Raw genomic sequence first — 18,932 nt, 5'->3', positions numbered from 1 at the left:
TCAAACTTCGAAGTTGGCGATCTTTCGAACTTCTACCGATCCTCCATCATCAGCAATGATAGGGCAACCTTTGGCAATCTCTATGGCTTCGTCCATGTTGTTGGCCTTGCACGCTACATACCCAAGGATCAATTCTTTTACTTCTGCATAGGGCCCGTCCGTGGTAGATTGCTTGGTCAGGAAAGCGCCTTCTCGCTCGAGAGGAGCGGTGGAAATTAGTCGGCCTTCTTCGGCGATCCCGCGGATCCAACTTTGCCAAGATGGTATTGTCTTTTCCATTTCTTCAGGGCTGGAGGAATAAGCTTCAACGGGAGCCAGGTTGCGGAACAGTAACATGTATTCTTGCATGATCTAAAAGTTTATTTGGAGTGATGACGATCGAGTATCCAACAATTGGACACTTAAATTAAAAAAATCATCACAGGAATAAACTTTAGCGAGTCACATTGATGATCACATTGCCTTGTTTGAGTCCCGTTTCAGTAAATTGATGTGCTTCAATTACCCCCTCTAAAGGATATCTTTTATCAATCACAGGGTTGACTTTTCGTTTAGCAATGAGGTTGGCCAGATAGTCTAAGTTTTCAAGTGTTTCTCCGGCAAAATCCCATTTGACTTTTTGCTTACTTCGTAGATTGGTCCAAATACTTCGAAACATTTGTGAGGTTGCTGGATTACCAAGAACCAGCGTTCCGTTTGGTTTCAGCGACCGCAAAGCGCGACTATATTGAACGTGCCCTGAGATATCGATGACGGCATCGTAGAATCCGGTTTTCTCTGTAAAGTCGTCCTTTTCATAATCCAACACGTGATCAGCGCCATTGGCAGTGAGCATTTCTAATTTAGTAGCATGATCAACACAAGTTACTTCAATACCCATGTTTTTGGAGAGTTGCAGGGTATAAGTTCCGATGCTACCGCCTGCACCATTGATCAATAGGTGTTGCCCTGCTTTCATGTCAGCATTCTTTAGAAAATGAAGCCCGTTGATACCGCCGGTAGGAATGGTTGTGGCTTGTTCAAAGCTTACTCCTTCGGGTATATGGGACATGGGAGTTGATGCTTTTTGACATCTGTATTCGCAGTAGGTGCCAAAGTTCATTCCGGTACTGGCGAGTACTTTATCTCCGGGAGAATAGGTGGTCACTTCTGATCCCACCGCTTTAATAGTACCTGAGAATTCCTGTCCGAGAAGTGGTCGCTTAGGTCTGGTGATGCCCACTATTAATCGGAGCGGTAACCAAAACAAAGGATGGATCTGGAATCTTCGAATTTCACAGTCACCAGCAGTAACCGTGGCGCAATGGATTTTGATCAATACTTCATCGGGTTTTGGAGTGGGCTTCTCCAATTCTCCTGGCTCTAATAATTCAGGAGGACCATACTTTGTCCAGAGAATTGCCTTCATGATCAATCCGGCAGTTCCTCACATTGGAATCCATGCCGATGGCATAACTGGACCACATCCATCAATTGTAATTGCTGGGAGGCCTCTATACGCAGTACATTATCAATGTCTTCGATATCCACAAACCAGCTGCGAATGCCGGGATGGTCGTTAAATATCGTCCCCATAAAATTGACCATGCCTTTGGTTTCAATGTTTGTTCGGAAAATCAAGATACTCATAATTCAAATGGTAAGTAGTGGATAAAAAAGGGCATAGCTCTCTTGTTTCGAAATTTTCAGTTTTCGATGATTCTGTACTCATTTTGGGGTAGAGTAGTGGTATTAACAGCCCTAAATGGAGTCTTCGAATCTATAAAAGAACGGCCCGCGAAAAATGATTTACAATAGTGTTCTTATCGTGTTATATCAGTTTAACATTTCTTTTTTACAACATCTATATCGGTTTCAATGAAGGTGAAAACTTCATCGATCTTGGTCTCAAAAACCTGTGCCATTCGAAAAGCCAATTCCAGAGAAGGGGAATACTTTCCCTTCTCGATAGACATGATGGTTTGACGGGTTACCCCAACGGCTTCAGCCAATTGCTGTTGCGTCATTTCATCTCGCTCGAAACGAAGCCTCCGTATGTTATTTTCAATCTTGATCTGCTTCACTTCATAACCCCTTTCGATAAAAGTACAGTTTGGAAATACTCCACACCAAAGAGGCGGCCATCATGCCATCGACAAGAATGTTGAGCATGATGTAAGGAGGATAACTCATCGCCAGGGAAGCCATGGAAATCAGGAAAATTGCCATGAACGTGTTGTACGCATTGCGATTGGCCCGCAATTCAATGGCTTTGTCAAACTCATCTTCAAAAGACTCAATGTCCTCATTGGTTGCCATTTTATGTTGGATCCCCACGAGAATATGAATCAGAATATTCGCCACAATCATTCCCGGAATGATCAATAAAATGGTTACGCCATAAAATTGAAAATCAGTTTCTGGTCCGGCACTACGGTCTGCATTGAACACAAATACATAGAGGCAATACCAGAGTATTACAACGATTGTGCTTGAAAGTGAGGCGATACTTTTTTTCTCCTGATAGGTCATAACTATTGACAGCAGTTATTCAAGTGCTGTAAAGTATTACGTACACAAAGTTAAATAGGTTTAACTCAATGTAAAAAATATTTTACATTAAGTAAAATATGATGTACTTCAGTGTTTTGTGGGATTGATGTATTTGTTTAATTAATTGAGCACACGTTGAAGACGCGCTCTATCAGAGCTATCAGATGCTCAAATCACTCCCTAGAAGACTTCAGCCAATGAGGGATCTCACGAATAGAAGAAGGATCATCAAAATAATTTTCCCTGAAGTATTCCATTGCTTCTTTTGGGGGAGAATTATAGCCACTTTCCATTAACCAGTCTTTTACACTGCCGGAATGATCTTTCAAAGTACACTTATAGTGCATGATGGCCGCCATTTTGAAAGATGACTCATGATGGATTAAATCTTCATCATAAATGTCACCATATTCTTTGAAGAAAGACTTTAATATATGTTCTGACCTTGATTCTGAATAATCAAAATATTGTTTCAAAAAATTCATAGCGATATCAAGAATTTTATGAGTATCATCATCCTCGAACTTATTGACTAATAAAATTTTGGATTTCAGCATGATGTTATGACTTCATTAGCTCATTCACCTTAAAACAAACTCCCCTGACTCGTTTCCAACTCTGGGTAATACGCTCGGTTCAGGATTTCCGGTACGTTTCCTAAATAAGTCCTGTTCAGCTTTTTGTTCGATTTGATTGGTTGACTAGGATAATATTCCAATAGATCATCTGGTAGTGGTTTGATGACTTGTTTGGCTTCTTCTGCTTCTCCAAAAAGCCAGGCATCTTCTTCGCCTTTCTCTACGATGTAAATCATACGGCTGGTCGCACTGTAGGCCGGCTCATTGTGTACCCAGGCCATTTCTTTGTTGGCGGGTCCGGTCACCATGGTCACGGTATTGACGGAAAATTCCTCGTCAGGGACTTTAAAAGATTGCCACAGGCCACCTACTAAGAAAGGTTCATCTGTTTTTAATTTGACATAATGTGGATAGGCAATACCATCCTTCTTGTGATGGTCGAAAAAGCCGTCGATCATGACCAGGCATCGCTGTTGCTTGGCAGAATCCCGGAAGACACTCCGGCCAGTAAAAATCTTATCGTCTCGGGCATTCAAGGTATTCATGGGCCTGCCCTGCATTTTTGGGGCATAAACCATCGGTACAAATCCCCATTGAAAGGCCTGTATCTCATCCGGGCGATCGTTGGTGATCACAGGAAGATCTGGCTCCGTAAAACCTGAAGCATGATAGGTAGGAGGAAGTCGCTTTTTGATGTCTTCCCAATCTTCTGCTTTACCGTATCGTTCGGCGTAAGCTTTGGCTCTTTTCGTCAAATAGGCTACATCGTAACACATGGTATGAAGTTAAGGAATCCGAGTGAAATTATTTGATAGAAATAGCCGCTTAAGGTGGAACTAAATTCAATTTTCAGAAAATCACTTGTATTTACCCCGACCCCTGAAGAGTGTACAATTGATTTTCGCCTTCTCCCTTTAGGGAAACTGAAGCGACCCACGCCGGGGGTAGAGAAGGTAAATTGACATCTCATAATTCTTAATTTAAATATCCCGAAAATCAGGCTTTCCTTAACACACAAACCCGTTCACTGTTGTTCCGGTATTGAAAAATGGTCCTTTTACGAGGAGGTAAGTATTGCCAGCTTGATTGAGTAGTCAATTCTGGGCAATGAAAATCTATGCGATTTACCGAATCCAGAAAGTCGATTTCAGCGAATGCATGTGGTGATTTTATCGTATCTGTTTCTCGTATCGATTTAAGCAAGGTGCGGGTATTCAAAACCTTCATGCTATGAGACCGACTTTCACTTACCGGATCATCTTTCCCATTATCATCCAGGTCTTCGATGATGTATAACCCGCCGGAGTTCAGTTTTGGGAAGAGAATGCTTAACGTGAGCTGTTGATGTGCCGGATGGTGACTGCCATCATCAATGATCACATCAAACGAAGCTTGATTAGAGATAAAGGCACGGAGTTCTTGTGCATTAGATTGATCTACAACAAAAGTCTGTACACGGTCATTGTCCAAATAGGAAGCATGGTTGATATCAATGGCCGCAATATCAGCTTTTGGGAAGTAAGCCTCCCACATTTTGATAGAAGCGCCGCCGGAATTTCGTCCATGCACAATCCGTGCATCCCATCGGTCCCCGGTCGCACCGATGCCAATTTCCAGCAGACGAATGGGTTGATCACGCAAGGGTTCCAAATAGGCATCATACACATCGGTATAGTTCAGCGCCTGCCAGTTGTCACTAGGGCCTATGGTTCCTTTATCCGAGCCAAATTGATTAGCCAATTCCGTTAAGGAAGGTCGGAAACTATGCTTCATTTTCCAGTTCCATTTTCATCAGAATATCTGTTTGCAAGTCATCGCCCAATTGAAAATCATGGCTACCAAATGGTTGAAATCCATTTCGTTCATAAAGCTTAATGGCTCCCGGATTTTGGTCCCAAACACCCAGCCAAATGGTTGATTTATTCCATTCCTTGGCCATTGAATAGGCGAAATTCAGCAGTTGTTGACCAATGCCTTGCCCTTGTTGTGTACTTATCACATAAATCCGCTCTAATTCCAGACTTTTTGGTCCTAATGGTTCATTTTGTGCCTGATCAATGTTGAGTTTTAGGTAACCAATCAACGTGCCATTCATTTTTGCAAAATAGAAAAAGGAACCATCGGTATCCAGCTCCTTAGTCATGTAATTAATGGTCACTCGTTCATCGAGATATTGATTCATATCAGATTCGGTATTGTACGAACCAAAGGCCGCAACAAAGGTGTCACGGGCTAAGGTCACCAAAATGTCAACTTCCTCTTTATTAACAAGTTGTATGCTGATTTCCGAGTGTTTTTCCTTTTTAGTCATGAGGGAAATCATTAATTTGAGTCAGCTTTTTTAAATCCACTATCTAATGCCTAAACTATACGTAGATCGGTCGATCAAAATTGATGCACCTGTGGCCGATGTTTTTTCGAAACTCAATGATTTTAATCACTGGCAGCCCTGGTCACCTTGGCTCATTCAGGAACCTGAGGCTAAAGTTACGGTTGCCGAAGATACCAAATCTTATTCCTGGGAAGGTAATCGCATAGGATCTGGTCAAATGAAGATTGAAAATGAAGAAGAAAACAAGAGTATTCATTATGACCTTCAGTTTTTAAAACCCTGGAAATCCAAGGCCAAAACCTGGTTTGAATTTGCTGAGGATGGTGATGGTACAAAGGTGACCTGGTACATGGACAGTAGTTTACCCTGGTTCATGTTTTGGATGAAGAATCAGATGAATGCATTTATCGGGATGGATTATGAACGTGGCCTAAGTATGTTGAAAGACTATGTGGAGAAGGGTTCCGTTCCGAGTTTTGTAGATCTGAAAGGTGTGCAGTCTTTTGGTCCGGCCCAATTTGTGGCTAAATCGACTAGCACAACCATCGAGGAAATGGGTTCCGCTATGGAAAAGGATTTAGGGGAGCTCATGGGATGGGCTGAGGAAAATGGCGGATACAATGGCTATCCGATCACTGTTTATCATAAATGGGATATGGTTAACCGTAGAGTGGATTATACTACCGGTGTTCCTGTTGATGAACTGCCAGGTGAGCTTAAGCCGGGATTTACCACACTGAACATTCCTGAGATACAGACCTATACGGTCACGCATGAAGGTGAATACAAACACCTTGGAAATGCCTGGAGTACCGGGATGAATTTGAGCCAGAATAAGGTTTTCAAAGGATCCAAATCCCAGCACCCGTTTGAGTTGTATGTCTCAGATCCAAAAGAAACCAAACCAGAGGAATTGGTAACGGAAATACGTTTTCCCATAAAGTAGCATCTGAAGCCCATTTTAGAAGTGCTCTGTCAGATTGACTAGTTGTCCCCGAGCCTGTCGAAATCTAACAGAGCACTTTTAGGACATCTTATTCTTGAGGAATTATCCACTGATCATTGTCCAAATCAAGTTCGCCTGCCATTTCTTCTTTCACAACGCGATCCACGATTTCAATCCCTTTCTGAGCCATGGCCTCAAACGTATCGATGCCTTCATTTGGGAAATTCTGCCGGGTACGATGAATATTGAATTGGTTAGATAGATCATCACCGAACGCTTTCTCAACACCTTCTTTTCCAATCATGAAGCCAATGAGTCCTCCCCAGGTAGCAGTTGGGTTGTCAGAATCCCATCCGGTAAGCGTCCCGATCTTGATGGTTTCCTTGAGATCTCCTTCTCCATAGAATAAGCTGATCAGGCTGGCAGCGAAATTGATTCCGGCAGCAAAACAACCATTGCAATAGAGGTTCTGACCAGTAATATCATAGCCATCTTGCTGCTCCACCTGGTACCGAATGTAGACTGAATCCCGTGTTTGCTCCCAGGGTATTCCGGAATCATACTTGGCTTTTACATAATCATACATTTTGATGGGATAGGTCGCTGGTTTCAAAACCTGTTTAGCCGCTTCGGCCATCAACATTAATTGTTCTCCCGTGGTGCCAGTGTAGGTACTGGCCAATGAATGCATGACAACATAGAATTCAGCGATTTGAGCAGCGTTTTTCTGTGCTGAAGTGCGTATAGGTAAATGCGCCATTTTCAGTGCGACTTCTGGCTGAGTTGGAGAAAATAGCCCAAATATTTCAGTGGTCAATTGTGCATCGATCATGTCGTAATGCTCATTATTGGCAGGATCGCTGGTGGCTGGAGGAGTTAACCCAGTTTGCATCAGATCGAATGCTTTTTGATTAGATACCCACAAATAGTTTTCTTCTTCCGCTTTGATATGTTTCAACCAACCATCCCGAATTTGCTCTCCGGTTAGTTGGGTAGTTTGATGTGTATACAGCAGGTGCTGATAAATGTATTCTATGTCTGTGTCGTCATCAGCACCCCAGACTTCCCCTTGCCGGCGCAGGACAAAATCAATGGTAGGGGAGAGGTCACTTGCCGAATCGGACCAAATGTTAGGGAAATCGGGTTTGCCCCAGTCCTCACGGGTATAAAATGGCCCGGTTTTGACCTCCCCAATGTTGCCAATTTTATCCATTTCAGTGACTAATCCCGTCCAATTAGCAATGCATTGACCCAGCCAAAACCCGTACAGTTGATCTTTGTATTGAGATCGTGAGATAGTGATGGATTCTGGTTCCTGGTTTTTTGTGGATTGGCAGGAACTAAGAACCAAAAACATCAAACTTATGCGTAGAAGATACTTCATCTGAAGTATAAAATAATTCGTTCGAGGTTCTATGCTCATTTCAGCTTTTGAATCCGTTTCTCCAAAACACGCTTCACACCAGGACTTAAGCTCTCCATGTAATGATCTTGGGTCAAATGATCTAGTTCCGTTTTCAGTTCAGGATACTTTTTAACCGTTTCCAGAATAAATAAAAAAGCCGTCATTCGGGTGGAGGGAATTTTGCCAGGAGACTCCCAAATACTCATGCACACATCGAATAGTGGACCTTCCATTGATTCATTGACAGACATATTTTCCAATAACTTCAAAATTTCTCTTTGATGCCCATCTGGTAAATCGGGTAACAACTTTATCGCACGGTCAATGAAATCATCATAATTGTCCTGTTTACTTACTGCTCCCTTCAACAACCAGGCGGCTCTCCAGGCATATTCATTTCTAAGCAGCGTGATCTCCAGAAAGTGTTTCCGGGTTTCTTGATGTTCTTTTAGGTGTGCGATGATTGGTTCACGATCGAACCGGCCATTTAATAAAGTCTCCCATTCTTGTTGCGATTGCGGGAAATCCATGATCACATTTCTTGATTGATCAGTTTAAACTTGAATACCACAGGCAGGTGGTCGGAAATTTCCCCTGCTCGGGGAACATAAGCATGGATCGGTTGAATATGAGAAGGATTATAGAGAACGAAATCGATCATCTCCGTAGGGGAATCACTACTAAAGGTGGAATAGTTCAAGGGATTCGAAGCATATAAGGAATCAGAAACTGCAGAAGCAATATTGTTGGCAGACATCACGATATCCATGCCATCTTCTCCTGCCTTTATCGCCGGAGGACTATTGAAATCTCCCATGAGAATGACGGGCATGTCGGAGGCAAAGGATTCATACAATTGCTTCACTGCCTTCGCATGAATGATCCGGGTTTCTTTATCGAATGCCTCCAGGTGCAAATTCATCACTTTGATGGTCGTACCACCAATTTCCCAGTCGGCAATCTGGATCAAACGATCCAGGTAAAAAGCATTGTAATAAAAAGGGGCATTGATCGGTTTAGGCAAAGTCACCACCTGGTCGGTGCTGAGGGTTCCTTTTGCCAGGATAGATTGTCCGGACAGCATTTTACCAAAGTGATGTTCCGGAGGCCAGTAGGGAAATGGAACATATCGTCGGTCCCAATTGACCGATTGTAAAGCTTGCGAGTAATTACTCGACCTGGCCAATTCATCTAGTTGCTGTACATCATATGATCGATTAGACTGGTAGTCGATTTCCTGAAATCCAATGATGTCCGGGTTAATCAAAGCAATGACCGTCTTGGCCTGGCTCAAATTTTCGTCAAATAATGCCTTGATTCTGGGAATAGATAAATTGTTGGTCATGCCGGATAAGTAACCAATGTTATAGGTCATGGCGACCAGTGTATCACTCGGTTGAGTCGCAGGGCGTTCCCAGGACTTCAATTGATGATAATTGGCCTCAGATTCCCAGCTCGAGGAGGCCGTAAAGTAAAAGGCAACAACGGCTAGAACGACGATGAATACTAATCCTCCAATAACCTTTTTGAGCATCTTTATTTTAGCATTTGATCAATTCCCGAAAGGTATGGATTTTTTGATATAACTGGAGGGAAATAAAAAAGCAACCCCCGTAGAGGTTGCTAGTGAGTATCCAAAAAAAATAGCTTATACTAAGCCGTTTGCGCGACGAATCCTGCCGGTCGAAGACCTTCGAGGATGCGTGCGGTTTGAGGTATGGATTCTAACTGTAGCTTGTTCACTTCTTTGAGGTATTTTCTCGGACTCAGGTCCACGAAATACCTGAATTCTTTGATGAGGTGGCTCTGGTCATAGTACCCACTTTTGAAAGTGAGCTGCGTCAGGGTCATCTCGTCTTTGTGTTGTTGGTAATTGCCAAGAAATTGATTGATCTTCTCGATTTTACAGAATTCCTTCGGCGAGAGTCCAAGATTCCGGTTAAATTTTTCTTCCAGTGTGGACTTGCAAACACCTAACTCTTCGTTGAGTTCCTTCACTCGTATATCTCCATGTACGTGCCTGATCAATGCGATAGAAGCTTCCACCACAGGATCAATCTTCATGTGTTGATCCATTTTCTTTTGCATGAATGCTTCCAGGTCCTGAACGACTTGCTTGGTGCTGGGAATTACAACGCTGTGCAATTTTTTCGACCATTCGCCAGCCTCTAATTTCAATAGACCATTTCTGGTTTCGAATTGCCTTCTGCCGAGCAAGACTTGTTGGAAATGCGGTGCAATTTTGACAAGTATAAAAGTGACATCTTCATTGGCTTGAAGAATGGTGCCCTTGCTTCTGACCGGTGCCAGATAGGCGTGTCTTTCTTCAAGCGTTGTGGATTGCCGGGTTCCGATGACGGATCGCTGAATGTCTCCTTTTAAAACAATGATGATTTCGGAGTAGTTATCAGGAAGTCGGTAATATCCGGTTTTTGCTTTGCGTAAGTCGAGATCTACCCGCCACACGCTTTCTACCATATCTAAATGGTTAGGTACATTTAATTGGATCGCTTTCATTTTGAGTTTTTTGACCTTGTACACTCAAATACGTTTCACCGATCCAGACACTTATTTTTTTACCATTAGGTATGTTAACAATTGAATTCTGCTGGTTAATAATCGTGATTCCTTACAATTTTTGGCCTAATTGTTTACAGAATTAGGCTGTTTTGGCGGGTTTAAGGCGATTCCAGGAAATTCCCACCCCCTATGCTTTCCTGAATTTTTTTAAAGAATTTTCTTAAAAGAATGAATGGAGCAGTCCGCATTGAAGTGCTAAATCAGGATTGCGTACCTGAAATAGCTATGATTTTCCACACTATGGACGAGGCTCAAAAACATTGGCGAATGTCCTACCTGAGAGTCTCATAAAGATTAAATAGATCGATCCGCGAACCTTGTAATTGTATTAATTGGAGTTGCCATCTAGTATCGCCCTTGATTTATTTTAGGTTTTTGGATCAAAGAAAAGCAGAAAAGAATGCGGACGGCCAGTTAAAATTTTGTTTGAGCCTGTAGCATCTCATTTGATTTGATATCGCGAAATGGCGAGTTTATTTTACTCTTGCTGTTTTGGTTAAAAAATGAATCCGGTCCCGGCGGGGAACCGCTAGATTTCTTTCCACTTTTCATCAATGGAAAAGTGGAAAGAAAGGTAGTTCTGTTTGCAAATAACCCACTAGAGAAAACTCGATCAACACAACTAAATCTAATTTTTGCACAATTGTATTATGAGGAGTAATAGATTCGATTCATTGGATTATAAGCGGATCCTTGGTCAGTTCCCTATGTGTAGCAATACACAGAGGTCGCTGCTTTGCTAGGCTTCCTGAGAATTTTCCTTACGATATTCACTAGGTGAGATGCCCTTGATCCGTTTAAAAGCCTTGTAGAAAGATACTTTGTTGGCGAATCCCGCTTCCTCTGCTATGGCATCAATGGTGTAATGGCTATGTGTATCACTAAGAATCAGGTCTGCCGCATGATCGACTCTGTAGCGATTGATGAATGCATTAAAATTTTCCCCTGCATGTTCATTCACTGCTCTGGATACACTTTTCTCGGGTACGGATAATTGCCTCGCCAGATCTGAGAGTTTGATGTTTTGACTCAGGAATAGTTCCTCTTCGGTGATCTTCTGGACCAGACTTTCATAGATCGGTCGTAGATCAGGTTCAATCTTTTGCGTTTCTGATTTAGGCTTTGCCGCGGTTTCCGTCTTTTTAACAGATTTGGAAGAAGGTGCAGTGGGGGTGTTCTTTGCGAACATCGATGATTGCCTTAAGGCAACATAAGCCATGTAATTGATGGAAAAAGCCATTCCAGCAAACAAGACATAGTTTACTATGTTGTAATCGCCTTCAAATCGATAAAGTAAATAAAACAAACTGATGATCCACTGAAGGGAGAAGAAGGTGATTAACAAAGCCTTAACGCGGTTAAGTTCTTTGCGGAATTGCCAGGAGACGAAGATCAGGTAAACAATCTCATGCGTCATCTTCGTGATGAACACGTAATACCCAAAGGAGTAGTTCCCAGAGCCGGTGATCAGGATCTTTAGATGATTACTGACGACAAATAGTAACAATAAAAGGGCCGGAAGATAGTGCAACCACTCCCGATTCAATTTCTTTGAAGCCAGGCGATAGAAACAACCGAGGACCAGTGGACCCATTAATAATTCTACAGGCCTCAGGATTTCTGCTAAAAATCGTTGTTCGGGCAAAATCTCACACCAATAGCCCAAGTATTTGAGCAGGATCAGGCAGTAGACCAATATTCCTGCCGCCATAAAACGGCTGCGCCTGGCGAACCAAAGAATGGCTGCAAGCATGGTGCCATTAAAAATGCCAATGGACAGGATGATGCTTCCTATCAGCATGGGAGCGGGTTTAAGTTAGATAGTTTAATTGGTCAGGGTCGGACGGGCTTATTTACATAAATCCACAATTCCTCCCTTTTTACAATTCCTCTAGACCTTTATACCCCTACTTTTGGACCCTATAAATCCAAAACAGCGTGTGATACGAACATCCATTGATGTTGTAAGTTTCTGACCTTTTACTATTATTAGTATTTTTCGGTGTTTAGGTTGCATTTTCTTGCATTTAATTCTCGCATATTTACATTTTCGGGCATTCTTCCTGAAAAACGGAATCAAAAATCATGATTTGACCTATAATGATGCATAGCGAGGAGTTTAGAAAGTACGCCCATCAGGCAGTGGATTGGGTAGCGGATTATCTGGAAGGAATTGAAGAATTACCCGTTAAGTCTACGGTGAAACCCGGTGAGGTCATTGAGCAGATTCCTGCTTTACCTCCGGAAAATTCAGAGCCCTTCGAAGATTGGATGAGTGATTTGGAACAGAAAATTTTACCCGGAATCACCCATTGGCAACATCCACACTTTCATGCCTATTTCCCGGGCAATAGTAGTTATCCTTCTGTCATAGCAGAGATCATTACTGCCGGATTAGGTGCGCAGTGTATGGTTTGGGAGACCTCACCAGCAGGGGCGGAATTGGAAGAGCAAATGATGAACTGGCTGAAACATTTGCTGGACCTTCCCAAGGCCTGGGATGGTGTGATCCAGGATACTGCCAGTACGGCTACATTGGCTGCATTACTTACCGCTAGAGAGCGGTGTTCCGACCATAAAACGAATACGCAAGGATTCGATCACAATTGCTATCGGATTTATTGCTCAACAGAAACACATAGTTCAATTGATAAGGCAGTTCGCATTGCGGGTTTCGGAAGTGACAATCTTGTGAAGATCGAAGTAGATGAGGCCATGTCGATGATTCCTTCAAAACTTGAAGCAGCCATCAGTCAGGATCTGGAAGATGGGAAAGTACCTTGTGCGGTAGTCGGTGCATCCGGGACAACAGGAACACTGGCTTTTGACCCATTACAGGCATTGGGTGAGATCTGTACGAAATATGATATTTGGTTTCATGTGGATGCAGCTTATGCTGGGACCGCCATGATTGTTCCTGAAAAACGCGTATTATTTGAAGGAGTGGCTCTGGCAGATAGCTTCGTTTTCAACCCACACAAGTGGATGTTCACCAACTTTGATTGTACGGCCTATTTTGTAAAGGACAAAGAGCAACTCATTCGCACGTTTGAGATCCTGCCGGAATATTTGAAAAACAGTACCCGTGGGATTGTCAATGACTACCGGGATTGGGGAATTCCATTAGGTAGACGCTTCAGAGCGCTGAAATTGTGGTTTGTGATGCGTGCTTATGGTCAGAAAGGTCTGGTGGAGACATTGAGTAAACACTGCGAGTTTGGTGATTGGGTGGCGGAGCAGATCCGAGGCCACGAGCAATTCGAATTATTGTGCCCTCCTCAATTGAACATGGTTGTATTCCGGTGGAAAGGGGCAGCCGAAGAACAACTCAACGAGTTTAATACGCAGTTACTGCAAACGATCAATGATACTGGAAAAGCGTACCTCTCACATACCAAAGTACGTGGAAAGTACGCCATCCGTTTAGTAATGGCCCAGACTCGTTTGGAAGAACATCATGTGCGTGATATATGGAACCTGATCCAATCCAGTGCGGCCTCTTTGAAGGATTAATAGCCACCTAAGTGTTTATAATGAACACGTGCCAGGATCTCATTTTTCACCGGATCACGATCCCAATGGGTAAGGCCATTGAAAAAAGCTCGTACTTCGAAAAAGTAAAGCTTATTGTTCTGGATCTTGTAAATCGTGAAATCTGGTCTTTTCAACACTTCATAAACCAATGAGATTGCACACCATCCGTCCAGGGCAGGCCAGTATCGCTCTGGGTATTGCTTGAAAAGATTCAGGTTTTCTTCTGAAGAGAAATGCATCGTGATACCTTGATATTCATAAGCATATGTTGCATTTCCAGTAACGGGTCCTTCCTGATAATAGGAGACCAAATCAAATCCATCAAAGGCCACTTCTCCCGGTTTGAAGAGTTCTTTGGGATCGGTATCTAAGGCCAAAGTGGCCAAAAAAATCAAAAGGGTTTTCATTTTCGTTTAGTAACTGGTTCTGTACCTTTCACGAGAAAAGAGACCGTAAAGTGACAAATGATAGTGAAGGAATGGAATGTTTGTCAGTGCCATTTCTTACCGTTAATTTGATGAAACTTAAGCTCCGTTTACTTTGTTTCTGTTAGCTGTATTAAAGTCTTGAACGAGGAGAATTCGACCACCGAGGCACCTGCCAGAAAGATCATTCATATTGACATGGATGCATTTTATGCTTCTGTTGAGCAGATGGATAATCCTGAGCTTCGAGGAAAACCAGTCGCGGTGGGTGGAGGAGGTCAAAGAGGTGTAGTAGCTGCTGCCAGCTATGAAGCCAGGGTTTATGGGGTGAAATCCGCCCTGCCCTCTGTGTCAGCTATTCGGCGTTGCCCGGATTTGATTTTCGTAAAGCCACGTTTCGATCGTTACAAAGAATTGAGTGATCAGATCAGGGAGGTTTTTTTCTCCTACACGGATATTGTTGAGCCCCTATCATTGGATGAAGCCTTCCTGGACGTCACCACAACCAAAAAAGGGAAGCCTTCAGCTACTTTGATTGCCAGGGACATTAAACAGGAAATCAAGTCCGTAACCGGATTAACTGCTTCGGCAGGAGTGTCGTTCAATAAGTTTCTGGCTAAAACTGCCTCTGATATGGATAAGCCAGATGGCCTTTATGTGATTTTGCCGAAGGACGCGGATGCTTTCACAGCAAGATTACCCATCAATAAGTTTTTTGGCATTGGTAAGGTGACCGCAGAAAAAATGAAGCTAGCTGGTATCCTAACAGGTAAGGATTTGCGGAAATACGATTTGTCAGAAATGGCCCGGAGGTTTGGTAAGGCAGGAACTTACTATTACAACATTTGTCGGGGAGTGGATCTTAGGGGAGTAAAAGCCCACCGGGAACGCAAATCAGTCAGTGTTGAAAACACTTATCGTGAAAATTTCATGAAACTGGAAGATGTACTGGCTGCTCTTAATCGATTGAATGAATCTTTATTCAAAAGGTATAACCGGCATAAAATAGGGAAGACCCTGACCATTAAGATCAAGTACGGTGACTTTCAGCAAATTACACGCAGTAAGACCTTAGAAAACGGAATCCACACCCCTGAACAAGTCGAGGACATGACCCAGGAATTGGTCACAGAAAAGTTATTGCGTCCTGAAGGTATTCGTTTGCTAGGTGTAGGCATATCCAACTTCATCGAAGAAACCCAGGAACCCCAATTAACCCTTTCTTTTTAAGAAAAGCGTCATGCTGGGCGCCCGAATAGGGTTTTCACCATTTAAATTTTGTAAGACATGGAGAAATACCGGCGGCCCGCGTAGGGTATCTCCTTTGGACATATAATTTAATATGAATATTTTTGGAATTCATATACCGATCGGTATATTTGTAGTATGCGCACCCCTGAACAGACCCGAGATCTGATTACCAGAAAGGCACTTTCTCTTTTCAATACCAAGGGATATAAAGCCACTTCACTTTCGGACATTACGAAAGAAGTGGGCATGACCAAAGGGGCGATCTATGGTCATTTTGGCAGCAAAGATGGTGTGGCCGAAGCTGGGTTTGAGTATGCGCTAAAATTTGTGAAAGACGATTTGAATAAGCGGATCAGTGCGGCAAAGACTGCTCCTGAAAAACTTAAGGCTATCGTTAATTACTATTCGGATTATATTTTGAATCCGCCGATAAAAGGAGGTTGTCCAATCATTAATACGGCGATTGAGGCGGATGATAGCTTGCCCTTGCTGAGGACCAAGCTGGTACACTTTATATCCATGATGAAACAGTCCCTGATCAAGATCATCTATCGAGGCGTGACGGAAGGGCAGATCAGAAAGGATACGAATGTGGAAGAAACAGCGGTGCTTTTGTATACGGCTGTAGAAGGTGGGATCATGTTGAGCAGAGTAGAAGGAGACCCGCAAACATATGAGACGTTGAGGCGTAGACTGATCAAAGAGATCGATCAGATTACAGCCTGATATTTTTTTAAACCAACAAATACCGATCGGTATATATCTATGCACACTACTTATATCGATGTTGGGCAGATAGACAGAAGTCGTCCTGCCAACCGCCCTGCCAAGTCAGGATGGAAAATAGAGTTGATGAAGAAGGGCATACTCGCACTTCAGCATGTTTCACCGAAGAAAGCTGCCGAATTGATCTGGCATCAATTCACCAAACCTGGGAAACCGCACTTTACCGAGCAGCAACAACAATTATTGGCTTCTGCTGAAGTGTCGAAATTGAGCTATTTCGGATATGAAATAGTAAGCTACAAATGGGGAATTGGGCCCAAAAAGGTATTAATGAGTCATGGTTGGCGCTCAAAAATTGCGGACTTTCGTAGAATGATCACCGCTTTGATCGAATTGGGCTATACCGTAGAAGGTATTGATATGAAAGCCCATGGTCAATCCAGTGGCAGGCATACTGCGCTACCTGAGTTTAGGGACATTCTCAAAAATTACTATGTGCAGAATGGGCCTTACGATGCGGTCGTTGGCTATTCATTAGGTGGTTTGGCTTCCGGGGTGATGCTTTCGGAGTTGTCAGCTGATTTCCGCCCAACCCAATTGTTTTTAATTGCTACGCCGCCTTATTCCAAGTACTTTTTCAAGGAAGTGGTCAATATGGTGGGGTGCAAGGAAGAAGTATACCATGAAATGTGTCAGTTGGTAGAAAAGAATTATCACCAATCCATCGATTACTTCGATCTGAGGACCAAGTTGGAACAGATAAAATCAATGGACCTGCACCTTATCTATGACGAGCATGATGAAATGATCCCACATGATCAAGGGTTGGAATTTGCACATTCCATTCCTGCAGACATCAATCTTGTGCATACCAAAGGATTAGGACACTACAAGATCATTTCACACTTCGAAATCGTGAATTATGTCAAAGAGAAGCTAGCTGTTTGCAGCTAGCCTTGACATATTAATCTTTCACCCGATTGAGGGCCATTGCATGTAAAATGTAATTCGGGACAGGTTTGCGCTGGTCTTTCTTTCTTAGGTCCAGGTACCAGCCAAGCTTCTTCATGACTGGGATTTTGTGCGTTTCCACAAACTCGATGAGCGCCCCATCAGGATCTTCGATGTATGAGAAGTGACCAGCAGCTTCACCCATGTCAAAGGAGTCATCCAGATTGGCAAAGCTGTCCACGGTGAATGGATGACCTGCGGCCTCACATCTCTCCTTCAAGGCTTGCATGCCGACAATATCAAAACACAAGTGAATGAATCCCAGGTCTCCCCAGAAACGACCTTCGAAAATTTTCTTCGGTGTGCGATCCACGACTTGCACCAACTCGATTTCACTGTCTCCGAACAACTTGCTAAAGCCGCCGGTCCTGGGCCCGTGACCAAGGATTGCCCGCTTGAAAGTGGCATCTCCACCAGGTAGTACTTTGAAATCTTCGTACTGACCTTCACCTTCATAAAGTACCTGATCGTAACCTAGTACCTCACCGTAAAATTTCTTAGAAGCTTCGATATCCGAAACGCCGATGATGCAGCCAAAGGTGCCTCCAGTCGGTTTCTTTTCATTCTTGAACCAGCTTTCATTTTCTACTGCATCGAAAATGTTACCGTAGGGGTCTTTGATGAATACATGACCTTTATTTCGTGGATCTTTCTGTGCACCTTTCAAAACATTTCCATCTCTGCCTTTCCAAAATTCGGAAGTCCTTTGCGCGTTTTTGCACTTGATCTTGCCAGAATAGAGTCCAAGATCACCTAACAGGATTTCATCTTTTGGACCTTCTGGTGTTCTGGAAGTGTATTGCCAGATCTCAAATCCACCACCGCCCTGCATGTTGATGGCCAGGGCCGCATGACGACTTCTAGGTTCACCGCCGGTATAAGGTAGCATCAGATTGGCTTCAGCTGCCTCTTCAAAAACTTTGACGTCCACTCCGAATAATTTTCGGTACCATTTCCAGGCTTCTGGCATATTGGCCACACCTACTCCCATTTGTTGAATTCCGCAAATGATAAAGTCGCTCATGTATCTCTTGAATTTTGAAGCGGCAAATATAAGAACATCAACAATGCTGACTACCTATTCTTTATTAGCCCTTTCCGAATACTCTTTTTCAAAGACTTCATCTACAGGCTCCCACAATTCCAGTTTGTTGCCTTCCGGGTCCATGACATGCACAAACTTGCCATATTCAAAGGTTTCGATTTCATCTACGATGGTTACCCCTTCATTTCGAAGCTTTTCGACCAGACCTTCTATGTTCTGGACACGGTAATTGATCATGAAGGCTGCCTGCGATGGATCGAAATAGGTTGTGTCCTGTTTGAATGGGCCCCATTGGAGGTATTGCATTTTTTCAGGATCCGTGGATTGCCGTGCTTCGAAAAGGGCGCCATACTCATCCACATTCAAAGAAAAACTTTTGGCATACCAGTTTTTGAGGGATATTGAGTTCTGAGACTTGAAAAATACGCCACCGATCCCGGTGATTTTTGGTTCTTTATCTGACATATCGATTGATAATTGTGTTGACAATAGATTGCAAGTAAAAGCGTACCTTTGGCGACAAACGAAGCGCTTAACTCATTGTAAATTACAGCGATTCGAACTTAA

At 43.1% G+C, this 18,932-nt stretch carries 22 protein-coding genes; 5 read left to right on the top strand and 17 right to left on the bottom strand.

The window, feature by feature from the left end:
* The 9 genes from R8G66_13470 to R8G66_13430 all read right to left on the bottom strand — a co-directional run bounded on the left by R8G66_13470 (position 1) and on the right by R8G66_13430 (position 5,421).
* The gene (locus tag R8G66_13470; GenBank protein ID MDW3193376.1) at positions 1-348 is read right to left on the bottom strand and encodes a YciI family protein; all 348 of its coding nucleotides are present in this window, start codon (positions 346-348) and stop codon (positions 1-3) included.
* A gap of 85 nt (positions 349-433) precedes the next feature.
* Positions 434-1,408, bottom strand: coding sequence for an NAD(P)-dependent alcohol dehydrogenase (locus R8G66_13465; protein MDW3193375.1), 975 nt, complete (start codon positions 1,406-1,408; stop codon positions 434-436).
* Positions 1,409-1,410: 2 nt separating this feature from the next.
* Complete coding sequence (locus R8G66_13460) at positions 1,411-1,629, bottom strand: hypothetical protein (GenBank protein ID MDW3193374.1); 219 nt, start codon at positions 1,627-1,629, stop codon at positions 1,411-1,413.
* A gap of 191 nt (positions 1,630-1,820) precedes the next feature.
* Positions 1,821-2,048: a helix-turn-helix transcriptional regulator gene (locus R8G66_13455; protein MDW3193373.1), complete on the bottom strand. Its 228-nt coding sequence runs from the start codon at positions 2,046-2,048 to the stop codon at positions 1,821-1,823.
* Between the two features lie 16 nt (positions 2,049-2,064).
* On the bottom strand, positions 2,065-2,511 hold the full coding sequence (locus R8G66_13450) for a hypothetical protein (GenBank protein MDW3193372.1): 447 nt from the start codon (positions 2,509-2,511) through the stop codon (positions 2,065-2,067).
* Between the two features lie 194 nt (positions 2,512-2,705).
* Entirely contained in the window at positions 2,706-3,089 is a 384-nt protein-coding gene (locus R8G66_13445; protein ID MDW3193371.1) for a hypothetical protein, read from the bottom strand.
* 29 nt (positions 3,090-3,118) lie between these two features.
* Positions 3,119-3,886, bottom strand: coding sequence for an SOS response-associated peptidase family protein (locus R8G66_13440; GenBank protein MDW3193370.1), 768 nt, complete (start codon positions 3,884-3,886; stop codon positions 3,119-3,121).
* Between the two features lie 220 nt (positions 3,887-4,106).
* On the bottom strand, positions 4,107-4,883 hold the full coding sequence (locus R8G66_13435) for a hypothetical protein (protein MDW3193369.1): 777 nt from the start codon (positions 4,881-4,883) through the stop codon (positions 4,107-4,109).
* Positions 4,873-5,421, bottom strand: a complete 549-nt coding sequence (locus R8G66_13430) for a GNAT family N-acetyltransferase (GenBank protein MDW3193368.1) — start codon at positions 5,419-5,421, stop codon at positions 4,873-4,875. The genes R8G66_13435 and R8G66_13430 overlap by 11 nt, the downstream gene beginning before the upstream one ends.
* A 46-nt stretch (positions 5,422-5,467) precedes the next feature.
* On the opposite strand from R8G66_13430, the gene R8G66_13425 reads away from it, so the two are divergent.
* The gene (locus R8G66_13425; protein ID MDW3193367.1) at positions 5,468-6,388 is read left to right on the top strand and encodes an SRPBCC family protein; all 921 of its coding nucleotides are present in this window, start codon (positions 5,468-5,470) and stop codon (positions 6,386-6,388) included.
* Positions 6,389-6,476: 88 nt separating this feature from the next.
* On the opposite strand, the gene R8G66_13420 is transcribed toward R8G66_13425, so the two are convergent.
* The 5 genes from R8G66_13420 to R8G66_13400 all read right to left on the bottom strand — a co-directional run bounded on the left by R8G66_13420 (position 6,477) and on the right by R8G66_13400 (position 12,174).
* Complete coding sequence (locus R8G66_13420; GenBank protein ID MDW3193366.1) at positions 6,477-7,772, bottom strand: ADP-ribosylglycohydrolase family protein; 1,296 nt, start codon at positions 7,770-7,772, stop codon at positions 6,477-6,479.
* A gap of 35 nt (positions 7,773-7,807) precedes the next feature.
* Entirely contained in the window at positions 7,808-8,323 is a 516-nt protein-coding gene (locus tag R8G66_13415; GenBank protein MDW3193365.1) for a hypothetical protein, read from the bottom strand.
* Between the two features lie 2 nt (positions 8,324-8,325).
* Positions 8,326-9,327, bottom strand: a complete 1,002-nt coding sequence (locus R8G66_13410) for an endonuclease/exonuclease/phosphatase family protein (protein MDW3193364.1) — start codon at positions 9,325-9,327, stop codon at positions 8,326-8,328.
* 119 nt (positions 9,328-9,446) lie between these two features.
* Positions 9,447-10,310, bottom strand: a complete 864-nt coding sequence (locus tag R8G66_13405) for a helix-turn-helix domain-containing protein (GenBank protein ID MDW3193363.1) — start codon at positions 10,308-10,310, stop codon at positions 9,447-9,449.
* 802 nt (positions 10,311-11,112) lie between these two features.
* On the bottom strand, positions 11,113-12,174 hold the full coding sequence (locus R8G66_13400) for a helix-turn-helix domain-containing protein (GenBank protein MDW3193362.1): 1,062 nt from the start codon (positions 12,172-12,174) through the stop codon (positions 11,113-11,115).
* A gap of 299 nt (positions 12,175-12,473) precedes the next feature.
* Between R8G66_13400 and R8G66_13395 the strand changes: the two genes are divergently transcribed.
* Positions 12,474-13,886, top strand: a complete 1,413-nt coding sequence (locus R8G66_13395; protein ID MDW3193361.1) for a pyridoxal-dependent decarboxylase — start codon at positions 12,474-12,476, stop codon at positions 13,884-13,886.
* On the opposite strand, the gene R8G66_13390 is transcribed toward R8G66_13395, so the two are convergent.
* Positions 13,883-14,314, bottom strand: a complete 432-nt coding sequence (locus tag R8G66_13390) for a YHS domain-containing (seleno)protein (GenBank protein ID MDW3193360.1) — start codon at positions 14,312-14,314, stop codon at positions 13,883-13,885. The two genes, R8G66_13395 and R8G66_13390, sit on opposite strands and share 4 nt — an antisense overlap.
* Before the next feature lie 159 nt (positions 14,315-14,473).
* Between R8G66_13390 and dinB the strand changes: the two genes are divergently transcribed.
* The 3 genes from dinB to R8G66_13375 all read left to right on the top strand — a co-directional run bounded on the left by dinB (position 14,474) and on the right by R8G66_13375 (position 17,263).
* Positions 14,474-15,562: a DNA polymerase IV gene (gene dinB, locus R8G66_13385; GenBank protein MDW3193359.1), complete on the top strand. Its 1,089-nt coding sequence runs from the start codon at positions 14,474-14,476 to the stop codon at positions 15,560-15,562.
* A gap of 156 nt (positions 15,563-15,718) precedes the next feature.
* Positions 15,719-16,309, top strand: coding sequence for a TetR/AcrR family transcriptional regulator (locus R8G66_13380; protein MDW3193358.1), 591 nt, complete (start codon positions 15,719-15,721; stop codon positions 16,307-16,309).
* Between the two features lie 39 nt (positions 16,310-16,348).
* Entirely contained in the window at positions 16,349-17,263 is a 915-nt protein-coding gene (locus R8G66_13375) for a hypothetical protein (GenBank protein MDW3193357.1), read from the top strand.
* Positions 17,264-17,273: 10 nt separating this feature from the next.
* On the opposite strand, the gene R8G66_13370 is transcribed toward R8G66_13375, so the two are convergent.
* A complete protein-coding gene (locus tag R8G66_13370; GenBank protein MDW3193356.1) occupies positions 17,274-18,344 on the bottom strand; it encodes a VOC family protein in 1,071 nt (356 codons plus the stop codon).
* A gap of 54 nt (positions 18,345-18,398) precedes the next feature.
* Positions 18,399-18,830, bottom strand: coding sequence for a VOC family protein (locus R8G66_13365; protein MDW3193355.1), 432 nt, complete (start codon positions 18,828-18,830; stop codon positions 18,399-18,401).
* Between the last annotated feature and the right edge of the window lie 102 nt (positions 18,831-18,932).

Source organism: Cytophagales bacterium, from assembly GCA_033344775.1.
Classification (GTDB): Bacteria; Bacteroidota; Bacteroidia; order Cytophagales; family Cyclobacteriaceae; genus JAWPMT01.
Note: the sequence above shows the minus strand (reverse complement) of the source record. Positions and strands in the feature narration are given on the sequence as shown.